This window comes from Streptomyces xanthophaeus (genome assembly GCF_000725805.1).
Taxonomy (GTDB): Bacteria; Actinomycetota; Actinomycetes; order Streptomycetales; family Streptomycetaceae; genus Streptomyces; species Streptomyces xanthophaeus.
Map to the genome: position 1 here is coordinate 82,236 of NZ_JOFT01000034.1, position 14,836 is coordinate 97,071.

17 protein-coding genes and 1 tRNA gene are annotated in these 14,836 nt (G+C 71.6%); 2 read left to right on the forward strand and 16 right to left on the reverse strand.

Annotated features, from left to right (window positions below):
* The 3 genes from IO30_RS0121870 to IO30_RS0121880 all read right to left on the reverse strand — a co-directional run bounded on the left by IO30_RS0121870 (window position 1) and on the right by IO30_RS0121880 (window position 2,599).
* Complete coding sequence (locus IO30_RS0121870) at window positions 1-768, reverse strand: nucleotidyltransferase family protein (RefSeq protein ID WP_051859929.1); 768 nt, start codon at window positions 766-768, stop codon at window positions 1-3.
* Between the two features lie 28 nt (window positions 769-796).
* The gene (locus IO30_RS0121875; RefSeq protein WP_031145257.1) at window positions 797-1,210 is read right to left on the reverse strand and encodes a hypothetical protein; all 414 of its coding nucleotides are present in this window, start codon (window positions 1,208-1,210) and stop codon (window positions 797-799) included.
* Between the two features lie 294 nt (window positions 1,211-1,504).
* Window positions 1,505-2,599, reverse strand: coding sequence for an ABC transporter ATP-binding protein (locus tag IO30_RS0121880; RefSeq protein ID WP_031145259.1), 1,095 nt, complete (start codon window positions 2,597-2,599; stop codon window positions 1,505-1,507).
* 174 nt (window positions 2,600-2,773) lie between these two features.
* On the opposite strand from IO30_RS0121880, the gene IO30_RS0121885 reads away from it, so the two are divergent.
* Window positions 2,774-3,460, forward strand: a complete 687-nt coding sequence (locus tag IO30_RS0121885; protein WP_051902496.1) for a hypothetical protein — start codon at window positions 2,774-2,776, stop codon at window positions 3,458-3,460.
* A 42-nt stretch (window positions 3,461-3,502) separates the two neighbouring features.
* Window positions 3,503-3,577, forward strand: a tRNA-Thr gene (locus IO30_RS0121890).
* A gap of 48 nt (window positions 3,578-3,625) precedes the next feature.
* On the opposite strand, the gene IO30_RS0121895 is transcribed toward IO30_RS0121890, so the two are convergent.
* The 13 genes from IO30_RS0121895 to IO30_RS0121955 form a co-directional block, all read right to left on the reverse strand.
* A complete protein-coding gene (locus tag IO30_RS0121895; protein WP_031145263.1) occupies window positions 3,626-5,035 on the reverse strand; it encodes a tyrosine-type recombinase/integrase in 1,410 nt (469 codons plus the stop codon).
* 71 nt (window positions 5,036-5,106) lie between these two features.
* A complete protein-coding gene (locus tag IO30_RS0121900; RefSeq protein ID WP_031145264.1) occupies window positions 5,107-5,307 on the reverse strand; it encodes a helix-turn-helix domain-containing protein in 201 nt (66 codons plus the stop codon).
* A gap of 176 nt (window positions 5,308-5,483) precedes the next feature.
* Complete coding sequence (locus tag IO30_RS0121905) at window positions 5,484-6,737, reverse strand: DUF3631 domain-containing protein (protein ID WP_031145266.1); 1,254 nt, start codon at window positions 6,735-6,737, stop codon at window positions 5,484-5,486.
* A complete protein-coding gene (locus IO30_RS46045; protein WP_167347276.1) occupies window positions 6,737-6,886 on the reverse strand; it encodes a hypothetical protein in 150 nt (49 codons plus the stop codon). The genes IO30_RS0121905 and IO30_RS46045 overlap by 1 nt, the downstream gene beginning before the upstream one ends.
* A 203-nt stretch (window positions 6,887-7,089) precedes the next feature.
* A complete protein-coding gene (locus IO30_RS0121915) occupies window positions 7,090-8,010 on the reverse strand; it encodes a bifunctional DNA primase/polymerase (protein WP_031145270.1) in 921 nt (306 codons plus the stop codon).
* Window positions 8,011-8,091: 81 nt separating this feature from the next.
* Window positions 8,092-8,574, reverse strand: coding sequence for a hypothetical protein (locus IO30_RS0121920; RefSeq protein WP_037894803.1), 483 nt, complete (start codon window positions 8,572-8,574; stop codon window positions 8,092-8,094).
* A 186-nt stretch (window positions 8,575-8,760) separates the two neighbouring features.
* Complete coding sequence (locus IO30_RS0121925; RefSeq protein WP_031145275.1) at window positions 8,761-10,878, reverse strand: hypothetical protein; 2,118 nt, start codon at window positions 10,876-10,878, stop codon at window positions 8,761-8,763.
* On the reverse strand, window positions 10,878-12,527 hold the full coding sequence (locus IO30_RS42660; RefSeq protein WP_031145277.1) for a hypothetical protein: 1,650 nt from the start codon (window positions 12,525-12,527) through the stop codon (window positions 10,878-10,880). The genes IO30_RS0121925 and IO30_RS42660 overlap by 1 nt, the downstream gene beginning before the upstream one ends.
* A 79-nt stretch (window positions 12,528-12,606) precedes the next feature.
* A complete protein-coding gene (locus IO30_RS0121935) occupies window positions 12,607-12,945 on the reverse strand; it encodes an RRQRL motif-containing zinc-binding protein (RefSeq protein ID WP_031145278.1) in 339 nt (112 codons plus the stop codon).
* Window positions 12,945-13,169, reverse strand: a complete 225-nt coding sequence (locus IO30_RS0121940; protein WP_031145280.1) for a hypothetical protein — start codon at window positions 13,167-13,169, stop codon at window positions 12,945-12,947. The genes IO30_RS0121935 and IO30_RS0121940 overlap by 1 nt, the downstream gene beginning before the upstream one ends.
* Entirely contained in the window at window positions 13,166-14,176 is a 1,011-nt protein-coding gene (locus tag IO30_RS0121945; protein WP_031145282.1) for a hypothetical protein, read from the reverse strand. The genes IO30_RS0121940 and IO30_RS0121945 overlap by 4 nt, the downstream gene beginning before the upstream one ends.
* Window positions 14,173-14,499, reverse strand: coding sequence for a DUF6303 family protein (locus tag IO30_RS0121950; protein WP_031145284.1), 327 nt, complete (start codon window positions 14,497-14,499; stop codon window positions 14,173-14,175). Before IO30_RS0121950 ends, IO30_RS0121945 begins: the two co-directional genes overlap by 4 nt.
* Window positions 14,496-14,765, reverse strand: coding sequence for a DUF6284 family protein (locus IO30_RS0121955; RefSeq protein WP_031145286.1), 270 nt, complete (start codon window positions 14,763-14,765; stop codon window positions 14,496-14,498). Before IO30_RS0121955 ends, IO30_RS0121950 begins: the two co-directional genes overlap by 4 nt.
* Between the last annotated feature and the right edge of the window lie 71 nt (window positions 14,766-14,836).

Below are 14,836 nucleotides of genomic sequence, written 5' to 3' on the forward strand. Positions count from 1 at the left end.
TCAGGACGCCGTCTGCGCGGCCAACTCCCGTGCGGCCTCGGTCAGGTCCTTGGCGGTGTCGATCGCCCGCCAGTAGGCCCCCTGGGGCAGCGGGAAGCCCGCCAGGCGCCGTTCGCGTGCCAGGCGGGGGAAGGTGGTGCGCTCGTGGTCCCCCAAGTCGGGGAGCAGCGCGGCGAAGTCGGTCCCGAAGACGTACACGCCGGCGTTGATCAGATAAGGCGACGGCGGGGACTCGATGAAGTCCAGCACCTGCCCGAACTCGTTGGTCTCCACCGCCCCCCAGGGGATGCGCGGCCGGGCCAGGGCGAGGGTCGCCGTCGCGTCGCGTTCGGCGTGGAAGGCGGCCATCTCCCGCAGCGAGAAGCGGGTCCAGATGTCGCCGTTCGTCGCGTACCAGGGCTGCTCGGGGTGCGGGAGGTGGCGCGCGGCGTACTTGAGGCCGCCGCCCCGCCCCAGCGGCTCCGCCTCGACCACGGTCGTCACGCGCAGCGGCAGCCGCGCCTGCGCGAGCCATTCCTGGAGCACCTCGGCGAGGTGGCCGCAGGAGACCACGGCGTCGGTGACGCCCTCGGCGGCCAGCCAGGCCAACTGGTGCCCGATGATGGGCAGTCCGGTTCCCGGGATCTCCACCATCGGCTTCGGGCGGTCGTCCGTGTACGGCCGCAGCCGCGACCCCTGGCCGCCCGCCAGGACGACTGCCTGGGTGGGTGCGGCGGGGAACGCGGCTGCGGAATGGGTGGGCCGGGGGGCGGGGGGCGCGTCGCTCATGGCGGCCAGGGTAGGGACGCGGTGTGCGTCAGCCCATGGAGGCGACGCCGGAGGCGTACGAGGTGTCGCACACGGGCCGTGCGACGGCCTGGGCCTTCGTCGGGCCGTAGACCTCGACGGCGGCCCGCCCGAGCGCCCGGGCGATCCCCACGCAGTGCTCGGCGAGCGACGGCCGCCGGTTGACCTCCTGCTGGAGGTGGGTGAGGACGTCGCCCGGCTCCTGGCCCGCGCGCAGCTCGTCGACGAGCTTGTCGCGCAGCACTTCCTGCGCGGCGCGCGGCTTCGCGGGGACGGAGACGTCCTCGGCGGACGCGGTCAGGATCTGGGAGGACGAGGTGTCCGCCCAGGGGACCATGGTGACCGCGAGGGTCCCGGACAGGACCAGGACGACGGGCAGGACCAGGGCGAGGGAACGGCCGATACGGCGGGCAGTGTGGGTCACGAGGGCGAGAGTAGCGCTCGGTGAAGATTTGGCGACATTTAGTCACTCGGTCGGGGGATGGTTCGACGTGGTTTTTCGAATAGGGGGTTGACGGACAGGGCCGAATGCCCGGTCTGCCAGGGTTCCTTCCGGGTCCGCGGGGCCCGTTCCGGGGCCCGTTCCGGGGGTGCTCCGGAGGCCTTCCGGCGGCTGCCGGAGCCGTACGGATCCCTGAGGAAGCCGCTCCCTGCGCCAACCGACGGGAAAGGGGCGCCCCTTGGCGGGACGCCCCTTCGAACCCGTGCTGCGGCGCTGCTACTTGGAGAGCCGCTCGCCGGAGGAGGTCGAGAACACGTGGATCTCGTCGGCCCGCGGGACGACGTGCAGCGACGAGCCCTTCTCGGGCACCTGGCGGCCGCCGACGCGGACCACGATGTCCTGGCCGTCCTCGGCGGCGGTGGCCGCGGTGGACCCGTAGACGTACCCGTCGGCGCCGAGCTCCTCGACGACGTTCACGGTGATGGTCAGGCCGCCCGTCTCGGCGACGTCGAAGTGCTCAGGGCGGACGCCGACCGTGACGGTGCGGTCGCCCGCGTCGGCCGCGGCGGACAGGGCCTCGCGGGACACGGGGACGACGCTGTCGCCGAACTTCACGCCGCCGTCGGCGATCGGGACCTCGACCAGGTTCATGGCCGGGGAGCCGATGAAGCCCGCGACGAAGAGGTTCGCCGGGCGGTCGTACATGTTGCGCGGGGTGTCGACCTGCTGGAGCAGGCCGTCCTTCAGCACGGCCACGCGGTCGCCCATGGTCATGGCCTCGACCTGGTCGTGGGTGACGTAGACGGTGGTGATGCCGAGGTCGCGCTGGAGCGCGGCGATCTGCGTACGGGTGGAGACGCGGAGCTTGGCGTCGAGGTTCGACAGCGGCTCGTCCATGAGGAAGACCTGCGGCTTGCGCACGATGGCCCGGCCCATGGCGACGCGCTGGCGCTGGCCGCCGGAGAGCGCCTTGGGCTTGCGGTCGAGGTACTGGGTCAGGTCCAGCATCTTCGCGGCGTCCTCCACCTTGCGGCGGATGGTGGCCTTGTCCTCACCGGCGATCTTGAGCGCGAAGCCCATGTTGTCGGCGACGGACATGTGCGGGTAGAGCGCGTAGTTCTGGAACACCATCGCGATGTCCCGGTCCTTGGGCGGCAGGTGCGTGACGTCGCGGTCGCCGATGCGGATGGAGCCGCCGTTGACGTCCTCCAGGCCGGCGAGCATGCGCAGCGAGGTGGACTTGCCGCAGCCGGACGGGCCGACGAGGACGAGGAACTCGCCGTCCTCGATCTGCAGCTCCAGCGCGTCGACGGCGGGCTTGTCGCCGCCGGGGTACAGCCGGGTCGCCTTGTCGAAAGTGACAGAAGCCATGGTGATGAATCCCTTCTACCGGCAGGAACGTGCCGGACGATCCGAGTGGAAGGTCTAGTCCAGTGATCGGACTCCGCTCGACGCTACCCGGCGATCCGGCTCCTGTCAGCACCCCGGCAGGGGTGACTTCGGACTCTGTGCGATCTGTCGGACCCGGCTGCTTGGATGACGCCCGTGACCGTGCCCCCGCGTCCCCGCGACGTCCACGAACTGATCCGCGTCCTGCCCGACCCAGAAGTCCTGCGGGACCGCTGCCGGGCGCTGGCCGCCCTGGAGGTGCTGATGGACGGGCGGTACGGCCGGTACTTCGACTACGACCCCGCGTGGGGCCCGGGGACCGGGGCCGCGCTGATGAACGACGTCGCGGGCGCCGAGTACGCGATCCTCTTCACGCCCGACGGGGTCTTGGGCCGCGGCTTCGACCACGAGTCCTCGATGAGCCCCTACACGAACGAGGGCATGGGCCTGTGGCCCGGCCTCGTGGACACCCTGCCGGAGGTGTTCCGGCCGCTGCTCCGGGACCCGGCCTTCTGCGACGACGAGGTGCAGGTGGCCACCGTGGTGTTCTGGCGCGAGAGCGCCGACACGGCCTGGCGGGCGGGACCGGTGGAACTCCCGGAGCCGGGCGACGACGGCACGGCCCACCTCTTCCACGTCCTGGCGGCCGGAACGCCGGAGGCCTACGCCGCCTTCGCCGGGCGCCGCCACGGCCGGGAGCCCGACCTCGATGCGGTCCGGCGGGTGTGGGACCTGCGCCCCCTGACGCAGGCGCAGGTCGTGGCGGTGAACCCGGCCATGACCCTCGCCCTGGCGGCTCCCGGCCTGCTGGTCACGGGGTATCCGGTGGCGCCGATAACGTGATGGCTAGGGGAATCGGCTGCTGTGTAGAGTGAGTGCGGCCCCGCCTCCTTAGCTCAGTCCGGCCAGAGCAACGCACTTGTAATGCGTAGGTCGTCGGTTCGAATCCGACAGGGGGCTCTGCTGGAAAGCCCAGCTCAGACGCTGTCTGAGCTGGGCTTTTCCGTTTCACCGGATCTTGCGTCGGCGCCGGGCGCGGGCCGCGCGGGTGCTCTCTGTCTCAGTTCTGGTCTCAAAGGAGGGCCCCGGAGCCGGTGCGGGAGCGGGTGCCGGGCCGGGCATGAAGGCCTCGCCCATCCGCCGCATGGCCTCGCGCGAGAGCTCGGAGCGGCCCTTCACATAGCGGCGCGTCTGGCTGATCTGGGTGTGCCGGAGGATCTCCATGATCGTGGGCATGTCGACCCCCAGCTCGTTGAGGATCGTCCCGGCCGTGTGACGGCTCCCGTCGTGCTGACGGCGGTCGCTGATGCCCGCCTCGCCCAGCAGGTCCTTGAACTCCTGCCAGTCGGCCCGTGGGTCCAGCGGCCGGCCGTCGGGGCGGGTGAACACCGCATCGTGCTCCTCCCACAGCACCCCGGCGGCCTGGCGCTGCTCGTCCTGCTTCGCCTTGTGCTCCAGGAGGTACGGCAGGAAGGGCGGAGGGATCGGGACGGGGTTCTGGCTCTTCTTCGTCTTGGGCCGGGTGAAGGCCAGGCCCCCGCCCTTCCGCTCGGGGCAGGCGCTGGCGTGCCGGCGGCAGGTCTTCGGGCACGGCGGCGGGCAGCCGCGGACGTAGCCCTTGTGCGCCGAGCAGTCGGGCTGGCACGGCTCGAACCGGTGGAGCCGCCCGCCGCAGGCCCGCGGGTCCTTGCAGCCGTGCTTCCAGGTGAGGCGCTGAAGCTGCCAGGCCGGGTGGAACACGCCCTGCTCCAGGTCGACGTACGGCCAGCGCAGCCCGAGGGCCTCGCCCTGCCGGAAACCCATGCCGACGCCGATCGCCCACCGCATGAACGTCGGGCGCTTCGCGGCCGCCGCCAGGAACGCTCGGGACTCCTCCCGCGAGAACGGGTTCGCCTCGGGCTGGTCCACGGACGGAGGGTCCACGAGCGTGGCCACGTTCTCGTTGATGATCCGGCGCCGGTGGGCGATCTTTAGGGCCCGGGAGAGGATCCGGTGCACTTTCACCACGTGCGATGCCGCGCGGCCCTCCTCCAGCATGGCCGCGTACATCACCTCCAGGTGCTCCGGAGCGAGCTTGTCGAGGCGGTGCCTGCCGACCCCGGGCACGATGTCGTTACGGGTCTTCGACCAGTAGTCGTCCAGGGACCGCGGCTTGAGCTTCAGGCTCGCGATCGTGGTCAGGTACGTCTCCATCCACTCCGCGACGGTCGGCTTACGCCCGGCCTTCGTGGCACGCCCCTCGTCCCGCAGCTTCTCCAGCTCGCGGACCTTCTTGGCGACCGCGGCTTCGGTCTTGGCCCGGCGGTGGCGTCGGTCGGGCCCTCCGTCCGACTTCAGACCCATCGTGACGCGGCCGTGCCACCACCCGTCACTGCCGTAGTAGATCGACGACTCCAGGTTCGGCTTGCGGGTGCTCATGTGTTCCTGTGCTCCTCCATGCGGAAGGCGGCCCCCGGGACTCCCGGGGGCCGCCTGTGGCTGCGCTGAGATCAGACGGACTGCGGCGGGAGCTGGTCCACGAACGCGTCGATGTCGGACCGCTTGATCCGGCGGCACCGGCCGAGCTTGACGAAGGGGAGTTCGCCGGAGGCCATCAGTTCGTAGACGGTGGAGCGCCCGAGCCTGAGCAGCACGACGGCGTCCTTCACCGTGCAGAGGACGGGGGCGGCGGACTTGGTGGCGGTGGTCACTACTGCTGCCTCCTAGGCAATCGATCAGGGGGCCGCCTTGGCCTTCCCTGGGATCCGCAACATCCGCCACACCGCAACACCGCTGGTCAGAGGCTTGGATTTGTGGCGGATCGGGATTCTGTGGCGGATAGGTGCCGCCACACGCGGGGTGTGGCGGCACCGGGTGGTCGCGGGGGCTATCCGGCGACGGGGAAGAGCTGTGTGGCGGTTTCCGCGTGCGTGTGGCGGATGGCTGTGGCGGTATCCGCCACAGATTCACCCCCTCTGACCTGCGGTGTGGCGGCTGTGGCGGCTGTTGCGGACTTCTGGAGGTGCGGGGGGCAGTAGCGAGCCCAGGCGTCGGCGAGGTCTTCGGCGTAGTAGCCCTTGGGGGTGGATGAGCCGACTCGGATCCCGCGGGGCTTGATGGTCTTGTTGGCTGAGGTGACGTACTGGCCGAGCATCTGGGACAGGGCGCGGGAGGTGAGGGGCTTGCCGTCCATATCGGCCCAGGGGGCGTCGTCCATGCGCAGGAGGCATTCGAGGATGGCCGCGGTCGGCATCCGCTCCTGGCCGCGGAAGACGTGGTCGCGCAGGTCGGTCAGCAGGCGGATACCGAGCGAGGAGGCATCGTTCTCCTTGGCGGCGGCGACCAGTTCCAGGCAGGCGGCGCGGGCCCGCTCGGGCCAGTCGCCTCCCGCGGCCTCGGCGACAGAGAGGAGGGGTTCCCACACGTCGGCCGGCCGGTCGGTGACTCCGTCGGGCATGGTGGGCCAGGACCCGGTGACCTGCTCACGGATGGATTCGGTCCAGGCCGCGAGCCGGTCCCGCAGGGCGTGCCCCTGCTTCTGGTGGAGGCGTTCCCGCCAGGGCTCGCACTTCTCGTTGGGGGCCTTCTTGCGCATGCGGATGATGACGGAACGGGTGAAGACGGTGTCGGGCAGGGAGCCGAGTCCCGCGAGGGCGACGGCGCAGTAGGCGGGGAAGCCCTCCACGGTCTGGTTGGTGCCCTCTCCGACGCACCGGTACATCTTGCGGCCCCGGGTGTGACCGGCATTGAGGAACTTGCGCAGGTTCTCGTCCCCGGCGGCCTTGGGGCCGAAGATGGTGTCGATCTCGTCGAAGAGGATCGTGGGCCGTTCCCCTTCGATTCCGGCGACGGACCGGAACAGTGCGGACTGCGAGGCGTCCACCGCGGCCATGGAGTTGGGCACGAGGGTCTCGACCACGTCCAGAGCACGGCTCTTGCCGGATCCGGGCTCGGGCGAGAGGAACGCGATGCGGGGGGTGGCGTCGAAGGCGTCGAGGAGGTGCGCGTGCGCGTCCCAGAGAACGACGGCGACGTAGGCGGCCTCGCGGGGGAAGATGTTGAACCGGCGGTGGAAGGCTTCCACCTCGTCGAGCAGGGCGGCCTCGTCGATGGGTGCGGTCTGGGGCTTGGGGTCGCTCATCAGGCGGCCTTCCTTTCCTGAGCGTGGGTGAGCTGGGGGCACACGTCTCGGTGCCACTGGTGGTCGGCGATCAGGGCGAGCGCGCGGGCCTGGCCCGCGGCGAACAGGTCCCGTCCGCAGACGCACCAGGACCGGACGGACGGGGTCACACCGCGCCCCGGGGCGACGATGTGGAGCCAGGCGACGGGGCGGCGCCCGTCGTCGGCGTGCGGGTCAGAGCGAACAGATGAAGGGACGCCTTCGGCGACGACCTTCAGCGCGCCACTGCCGTCCGGGGCGGGGGTCGGTTCGGCGGGACTGATCCCGGCAGAGGTGAAGGCAGGGCTGTTAGCTGGGGGGTGTTCGCGGTGGCTCATGCCGCTCCCCGGCCGGCGGGGTTGTTTCGGATGGACCAGTTGAGGGCGCTGGTGATCGCGGAGCGGTACTCGTACGGCTTGAGTCCGGCCGATTCCGCCCCCCAGCTAAGAGCCTCCTCGACTTCCGTGCGGTCGAGGTCGCCGGACGCGATCAGCCGCCCCAGAGCGCGGGCGGCCCGCACAAGTGCCTGGTTCCGATGCCCTACAGGGGCGGCGGCGACGGCCTTCTTCTCGTTGCGCAGGGCCGCGTCCACGTAAGCGGCCCGACGACCCTCACCGGGCCGCGGTGCGGCGGTGACGAGGGGCCGGGCAATGATCCTGGGCGGCTCGGTGAGCTTCACCTGGAGCCAGCTCGGAAGCGGCGCGAGGGTCCGGTTGTCGGTGACGGTGTACGTGCCCGCGGAGGTGGTGCTGCCGGGGGCGACGACGTACCCGCCCCAAGCGCGGTGGTCGATGTGCCGGCCGAGGATGTCCTGGTTGGAACGGATCACCGCCCCAGCCGGGGCGGTGAAGTACAGGTGGCGGCCCCCGGACGGCGTCGTCACCGTGAACGTGGGCGGTACCTGCTCGCCGGTTGCCCGGCACAGGGCGTCGAGGATCTGCGTGCCGCTGAGGGTGCCAGGCGGGTCGGAGGGCTTGGGCGGGTCGAGGTCGATGACGACCAGCCCTGCCGGACCAGTCGCCAGACCCACGTTGAACGCCCTGGCGGCCCAGGCAGCGCGGATCCGGTCGGGATCGGTGGTCGCGCGCTGCTCAGGCTTGGCGTGGCCGTCCGTGCAGTCTCCGGTGCGGGGGCACTTCTCCTCGCCGTGCAGGGCGTTGACCTTGGATCCGGGGCGGAGCGGGAACACCGGCCAGCCGCGGGCGGCAAGGTCTAAGGCTGCGGAAAGCAGCGCGGACCGGGGAAGTTGGGTCATGCTGGTGTCTCCAGTTCTCTGATCAGGCTGGGAGACGAGGGCGGCCCGGACTTTGGCGAGACGGGGCCGCTCTCGTCGTTTTCAGCGGTGGTTGATGGTTCCGGTGGCGCGGCCGAACATCCCGGACGCGCTGATGTGCTGGGTGACGTGCTGGACCGGTGCAGCCCCGCGGCCTGCTCCTCGGGTTGCGCGGAGGAGGAGTGGTGCGATGACTCCGGCGGCGATGAGGGCGATGGCGGCCCAGAGGGCTTCGGTCATGGCGATCAGTCCCGGGGCGGCGTAGGAGATCCCGAACCCGGCGGCGGCGATCCCGCCGCCGACGGTCGGGGCGAGGAGTGCGGTCGTCTTGGCCCAGGCCGGGACCGGCTGCGCGGCCGGGGCGGTGGTGAGGGGCTGGGGCTGGGTGTAGGCGAGGGTGCGGTAGCCGCCGGGGAGGGTGACCATCTCGACTCCCGGGGGGAGTTCGGCGGGCAGCATCACCGGCTGCTGAACGGCGGTCGGGTGGTAGACCGGGTCGCCGTACCGGGAGGCGGGCGTGGCCGACAGATGGGGTTCGGTGAACACAACGCGGTCCCTTCAAGGGGTCTGGCGGGGCACATACCGAAATCGGTATGTGCCCCGCGGCTTGTCGCGTGCCCTTGTCTTGTCGCTTGTCTTGTCGCTTGTCGCCTCCCAGGTCAGACACCGTTTCCAAGCCCTCAGAGGCCCAGGGAGGGGGTGTTCTGGCGGGGGTGGCGACAAGCGACAAGGTCAGTCCGCGGCGGGGGCTTCCGGGGCGTCGGGGGCGTGGCTGCGGTGGACGTAGCGGGTCTTGGTTCCGGCCCCGATGCGTACGGCTTCGCCCTCGTCGCTCCAGGTCTTGAGCCATCCCGCGACGGTCTGGCGGGTGGTGCCGTACCGGTCGAGCTGGCGGGCGATCGCAGATGCTCCGGTGCCCTCGGGCCCGGCGGCGATGAGGAGGGTGAGGGCTGCCTGGCGGGCGGCGTTCTCCTCCTCGCGGTTCGCGCAGAGGTTCAGCCCTGGCCGGGCAGGCTTGGGCGTCTGGTCGGGGTCGGGGGCGGTGGCGAACGTGGCGTCGATCTCCCGCATGAACTGCGCGGCGAGGGCGTCCTCGTCCCCGGCCGGGGTGGCGGGTGCGGGCTGGGTGGTGCGGTGGGCGGAGAGGTTCAGGCCCCTGCCCGTCCGGCCGGCCGGAGCGGTGCTGCCGCCGCTGGGGTGGGGCTGGCCGTGTTCGTGGTCGGTCATCCAGGCGGTGCGGGCCTGGTCCCAGCGGCGGGCGTAGTCGGGGCCTGCGGCTTTGGCGGAGACGGTGTCGAGGTAGGGGTGCCGGTCGCTGGTGGCGTGGACGATGTCGCGGATCTGGTCGGGCAGGATCCGCCAGGTCCCGAACAGTGCGGCCGGTGACTCGGGGGTGCCCATGAAGCCGGTGCCCTTGTCGGGGGCCTGCTCGATCCGCAGGCCGTTGGCGCCGGAGAACAGCTTGGACAGGTCCATGCCCTCGGTGGATCCGCCGGTCAGAGCGACGCGGGTCTTGGCTTCGCGGCGGATCATCATGTTGCCCAGTACCGAGCTGGTCGCACCGAGGGCGGTTAGGACGGTGCGGATGCCCATCGCGCGGAGCATCCGGATCACTTCCAGGATCTTCTTCGCCAGCTGCTTCACGGTGGGGTCGGTGCTGGTGAGGATCTCGGCGCCCTCGTCGATGACGAGCATGATCTGCGGAATCTCGTGGCTGACGGGCAGGAGATCGGTGTTGGCCTTGGCCATGAGGTCCTGGTAGGCCCGCTTGCGGTGCAGCCCGATCCGCAGCGCGGCATCGAGCATCAGCAGCGCTTCCTCGTGGGTGGAGGCGAGCCAGTCGATCCCCGGCCTTATGGCCTGGCCCTGTCCGCCCTGCATGGCGGGTCGGACCCAGGGCAGGCCGGCCGATCCGGCGTTCAGGTCGATGACCCAGGTCAGCACGTCATCGGCGCGGGCGAACCCGGCCAGGATGACGTGGACCATGTTCGTCTTGCCCGATCCGGTGGGGCCGACGACGAGGGCGCACTGCTCACGCAGGTAGGTGAGGATCTGGTCCGCGTTGGTGCGGTAGCCCCACGGGATGCCGGTGTGGATCGACAGGGCGCTGTAGTCGGACGGGTAGGGGACCTCTGTGGCCAGGACGTTGACGGTGGTGACGTCGATGAGGACGCGGCCCTGGTCGATCCCGGCGGAGGCGGCGGCGGTGCAGCCGTGCGGCAGCCTCGCGTCCGCGCTCAGCCGGGCGTTTTCGCGGGCGATCCGGTCGTAGGTGATGCCGCCTGCAGGGAGTTCGGCGTCGATGGTGAAGCCGGTGTTCGTGGGCCACATCTCCACCCCCACGACCCGCAGGGTGATCCCGCAGACCCGCTGTACCCGGTCCACCCACTCCGCGGCGATTGCCCGTCGCTCTGCGGAGAGTTCGCGGGCGACCTGGCGTTCGGCTGCGGCGATGGCTTCGAGTTCGCGGGCTTCCTCGTAGAGGCCGACGGAGCGGGCGGCGGCGCCCATGCCGACGCCGATCACGGCCAACGAGCCGAGGGCGGTCCAGGTGAGCGGGCCGGTGGCCAGCGCCCACGTCGTCCACCCGGAGCCCAGAAGCCAGGATGCCGCGCGGGCGCCGATGGTCCGGGCGGCCAGCTTCTGCCGCAGCCCGGTGGCGGTGTGGCCGATCGCGCCGACCGTGCCGACCGCTAGGGCCCAGGTGGGGGGCATGTGGGCGAGGGTGCCGATGGTGGCGACGGCGTAGGCGCCGGTGGTGGCGGACAGGGCGCCGGTGATGGGGCCGTGGCCGGCGGCCCAGTCCAGGGCGAGGCCGCGGTGCTCGATGGTCTTGGTGTGGGCGGCCATCAGACGTTCCAGCCCTTCTCGGCCTCGGGCCCGTTGCGGGGGTCCTCGTGACGGGCGATGTCCTGCTCGTGGACTTTGCGGAACAGCGGCGCCAGGTCCTCCGCCACGGCGGTGGCGGAGTTCAGGGCGCCGTAGATGTCGTTGAAGCCGTCCGCGACTTCCTTCTCCAGCGGGAACTCCGTGTCGGAGCGCTCCGCGAGGATCTGCATGATGTTCGCGACCGACGCGAGGGCCTCGGGCAGGCCCTCGACCATGGAGAGGATCTCCATGCAGCCGTCCGGCTCGTAGGCCTGCGCGGCCTGCTCCATCTCGGAGGCGAGGTCCTCGAACCGGAACCCCGAACCGCTGCCAATGCTGCTGCTCATGCTGGGTGCTCCTTCACGGGAGGGAGGTGCAGGGATATGCCGGGCGGGCCGCTCGACGCGGTCCCTGATCCGGCCGGTGGTGTCCTGGTCGCGCTCGGCGTCGGCCTGCGCCAGGACCTCTTCCATGTCTGCGTCGTGCTTCTCGGCAATCCGCAGGTCACGCTGCTGGCGTTCCTCCTTGGCAGAGGCCAGCAGACGCCGGTAGAAGCGGCGGCCGGGGTTCTGGAGCCAGGCCCAGCCGAGCTTCCGCCCCAAGGGCGTGGTCAGCAGGCCGACGGCTCCCAGCAGCCCGCCAAGAACCGCGGCCACGGCACGGCGGGCGTGGAAGCGGGCCGCGGACCTGCGCAGAGCCTTACGGGCGGCCTTGCGTGCGGGAGCGGCGAGCTGCTTGACCCGCTGACGGTGCGCGGCCTGCTGGACACCGGTCCTGCCTGCGGCGACCGTTCGGCCGGCACTCCGGTCCCGGCCTTGACGCGCCGCACCGGTAGCCCGGTCCCTGACCGCCGCGGCCTTGCCCATGCTCTTGGCCAGCGTGCGGGCCGCAGCACCACGGGGCTTCGACCCGGAAGCCCCGGCCGCCCGGTCGGCGGCCTTCTTGGCCCGGCGGGTGTCTGCGACCTGCCGCCTGGCCTGTACTCCGGCCGTCCGGGCCGCGGCACGGGTCGGGGACTGCGTGCGGGCCTGCGACCGCAGTTCACGGACCTGCCCCGCCCGGCCACCGGCCAGACCGGCGACCGCGCGGGCGGCCCGCTGACGCGGCGACGACACCCCGGACGCCCTGCCCGGCGCAGAACCGGAGCTGCGAGAGGCAGACGATCCCCCGAGACGGCGCCGGGCCCGCCCGCCACCCGCGCCCTTGCGAGACCCGGTACTGCCCCCGCCGGTGCGGGAAGCGGTGCGGGGCTGGCTGGGGATCCGGCCCAAGAGACCACGGCCCCGCCCCGTGCTGGCGCCGGTGGTGCGGCCGGTGGCCGGGGTCGTCCTCGTGGAGGGCTTCTTCGCTTTGCTGTTCTTGGTCCGCTGGTGCACGGCGGCCGTTGCCAGGACAGCGGCCCCGGTCATCGCGACGACCGCGGCGACCGGACCGCCCACCAGGGCGGCGGTGGCCAGGAGTCCGGCGGTCGTGTTCGTCCCGGACAGGGACAGCGGCACCACGGGGATGCCACCGGCGGTGTGCTCAACAGCCTTACCCGGCGCGCTGCTGGTGGTCTCTGCCCGGGGAGGTGCCGGGGCGGGGGTGGATTCTTCGGGAGGTGCCTGCGGTTCGGTGATGGTCTCGGTCATGCTGAACGTGCTCCTTCAGGGGAGAAGGGGGCCCGGCCGTCGCTGTAGGAGGCTTGCGGCCGGGCCCCTGCTGAGTGGTTCAGGCGACGCGCTGTTCGGGGAAGTCGTGGCAGGCGTTGCACATGCCGCGGGAGGTCGGGATCACGTAGGGGAGGTGGTCTCGGCAGACCGGGCACTGGCGCCGGGCGGCGTCCGCCTTGGCGAGGGCAGCCCAGCGGCCGGGGGTCATCGGCCGGACCGGCTTCGCCAGGTCGACCCGGTACAGGTAGGCGACCAGCGGGCCCCGCCGGCGCCGGGGCCTCTCCAGCTGCGCGGCCACGTCCTGGCCACCGGGCCGGAGCCCGAGTGCGCGGAGCTGGCGGAGGGTGGCCAGGCCTTCGGGGGCGAGGCGCCACTGGTAGACGGGCAGGGTGCCCATCAGCGGAGGCGGTGGTAGGCGGCCCGGCACAGGGCGGCGTGCTCGCTGACGTCTTCGCGGGTCACCCGGAGGCTGTAGTCACTGTGGGTCTCGCCGCAGCCGTGGCAGGACCAGGTGGCCCGGCTGATGGTGCCGGTGACGTCGATGGCGGCGCCGACCTGGTTGTGGAAGCGGATTAGCAGGTTGTCCGGCTCGGTGGGGGCGGTCCGAGGGGAGAGCTTCACGAGTTGGCTCCTTCCAGGGCTACGGTCGGGGCGGTGCGGGCGTCGCGGAGTTCCTGGTAGCGGGTGGAAGCCCAGCCGACGGACCAGCCGGTCAGCTCTGCGGCCACCCGCACCGGCAGCTCCGCATCGAACGCGGCCCTCACGACGGTGCGGGCGCGTGGCTCGCCGAGCTTCTCCGGCGGCGGGCCGGCGGAGAGGAGGGCGGCGCGTTCACGCTCGATCCGCTCCTGTTCACGGAGCTGTTCACGGCGTTCACGCTCGGCCTGCTGCTGAGCCTCTAGCTCGCGCTTCTGCGCGGCCTGCTGTTCAAGGCGTTCACGCTCGGCCTCAGCCTGTTCACGCTCGCGTTCACGGCGTTCACGGGCGGCCCGCTCAGCCCGCTCCGCCGCTTCGGCCCGCTCCTGGTCCTCGCGCCGGATCCGGTCCTGCCGGTCGGCTTCCTCCCGTGCCAGACGCTCCTCGTGTTCACGCTGTTCACGGGCGATGGCCGCTTCGTGCTCGCGCTGTTCACGAGCCGCACGGAGCCGGTTCTCCTCCCGCTCCGCCGCCTTCCGGTCCCGGGCGTCCTGCTCGGCCTCCTTGCGGGCTTCGACGGCCAGGACCGCGGCGGTCAGGGCCCGCCGGTAGGCCAGGCCCGCCTCGGCGGTGACGATCAGGAGGAGCGGTGCGACCGCATGCACGGCGACCCCGACCAGGTCTCCGGCCAGGGCCGATACGCCGATGTTCAGAGCGAGGGTCATAGTGCCGGTCATCCACCGCAGCGCCACCGGCCAGGCCCCGCCGTGCCCGCCCAGGCGGGCCAGGACGGAGTCGAGACGGACCACGATCACCACCGCCGCGTCCACGACGAGGGGCAGGATCGGGGCCGTCCACAACCAATCCTCGTGGGTGTGGGCGGCCATGAGCGGAGTGACGGTGAGGACGGAGTACAGCATCGCCCCGCCCACAATCAGCCACGTCCCCACGGCCAGCGCGCGTTCCGCTGAACGGACGTGAACGCCGTTCATGCCGACCCACTTTCCAGCGCCCGGACCTTGACCGCGCCCAGGAAGCTGACCCGTACCGGGTGGGGGTGGTACTCCGGGCCGGTGCCCTCCTGCCACTCCCACTCGGCGTCCTCGGCCAGCGTGAACCCGAGCAGCGCAAGGGCTGCCGTGCGCGCTTCGAGGCTCGGGACGTCCGTGGAGGTGGGCCAGGTGAAGGTGGGCCACTCGCAGACCAGACCCGTCTTGGCCACGTACAGCTGCCAGCACGGGCCGTCCGTCCGCTCCGGGGCGGTGGTGCCGCAGCAGCGCAGCGACAGCTGCGCGCGGAAGATCCGCTTGTTCATGCTGCGTCCCCCGGCACCGAGATGTCGGAGGTGCGGTTGGCCAGGTCCCGGCGGGCCGCCAGGACCCGATTGCGGGCCCGGCGGATCCGGCGGGCGTCGAACTCGGAGGCCGGCCGGTCCAGCTGAGAAATCAACGCGTCGAGCAGGTCGCGCTCCGCCAGGATCAGCGGCATTTCGACCTCGATCGCGTTCAGCTCCGCGTCCGACGGCTCCAAACCGTCCGACCACGGGGTAACGATGCTCTGAAGTGCAACGATGGACTTCATTGGGTCTTGCTCCTTCTAGAGAGGAACGGGACTCGAACAGCAGCCCCCGGCGTTCCAGCGCCGGGGGCTGC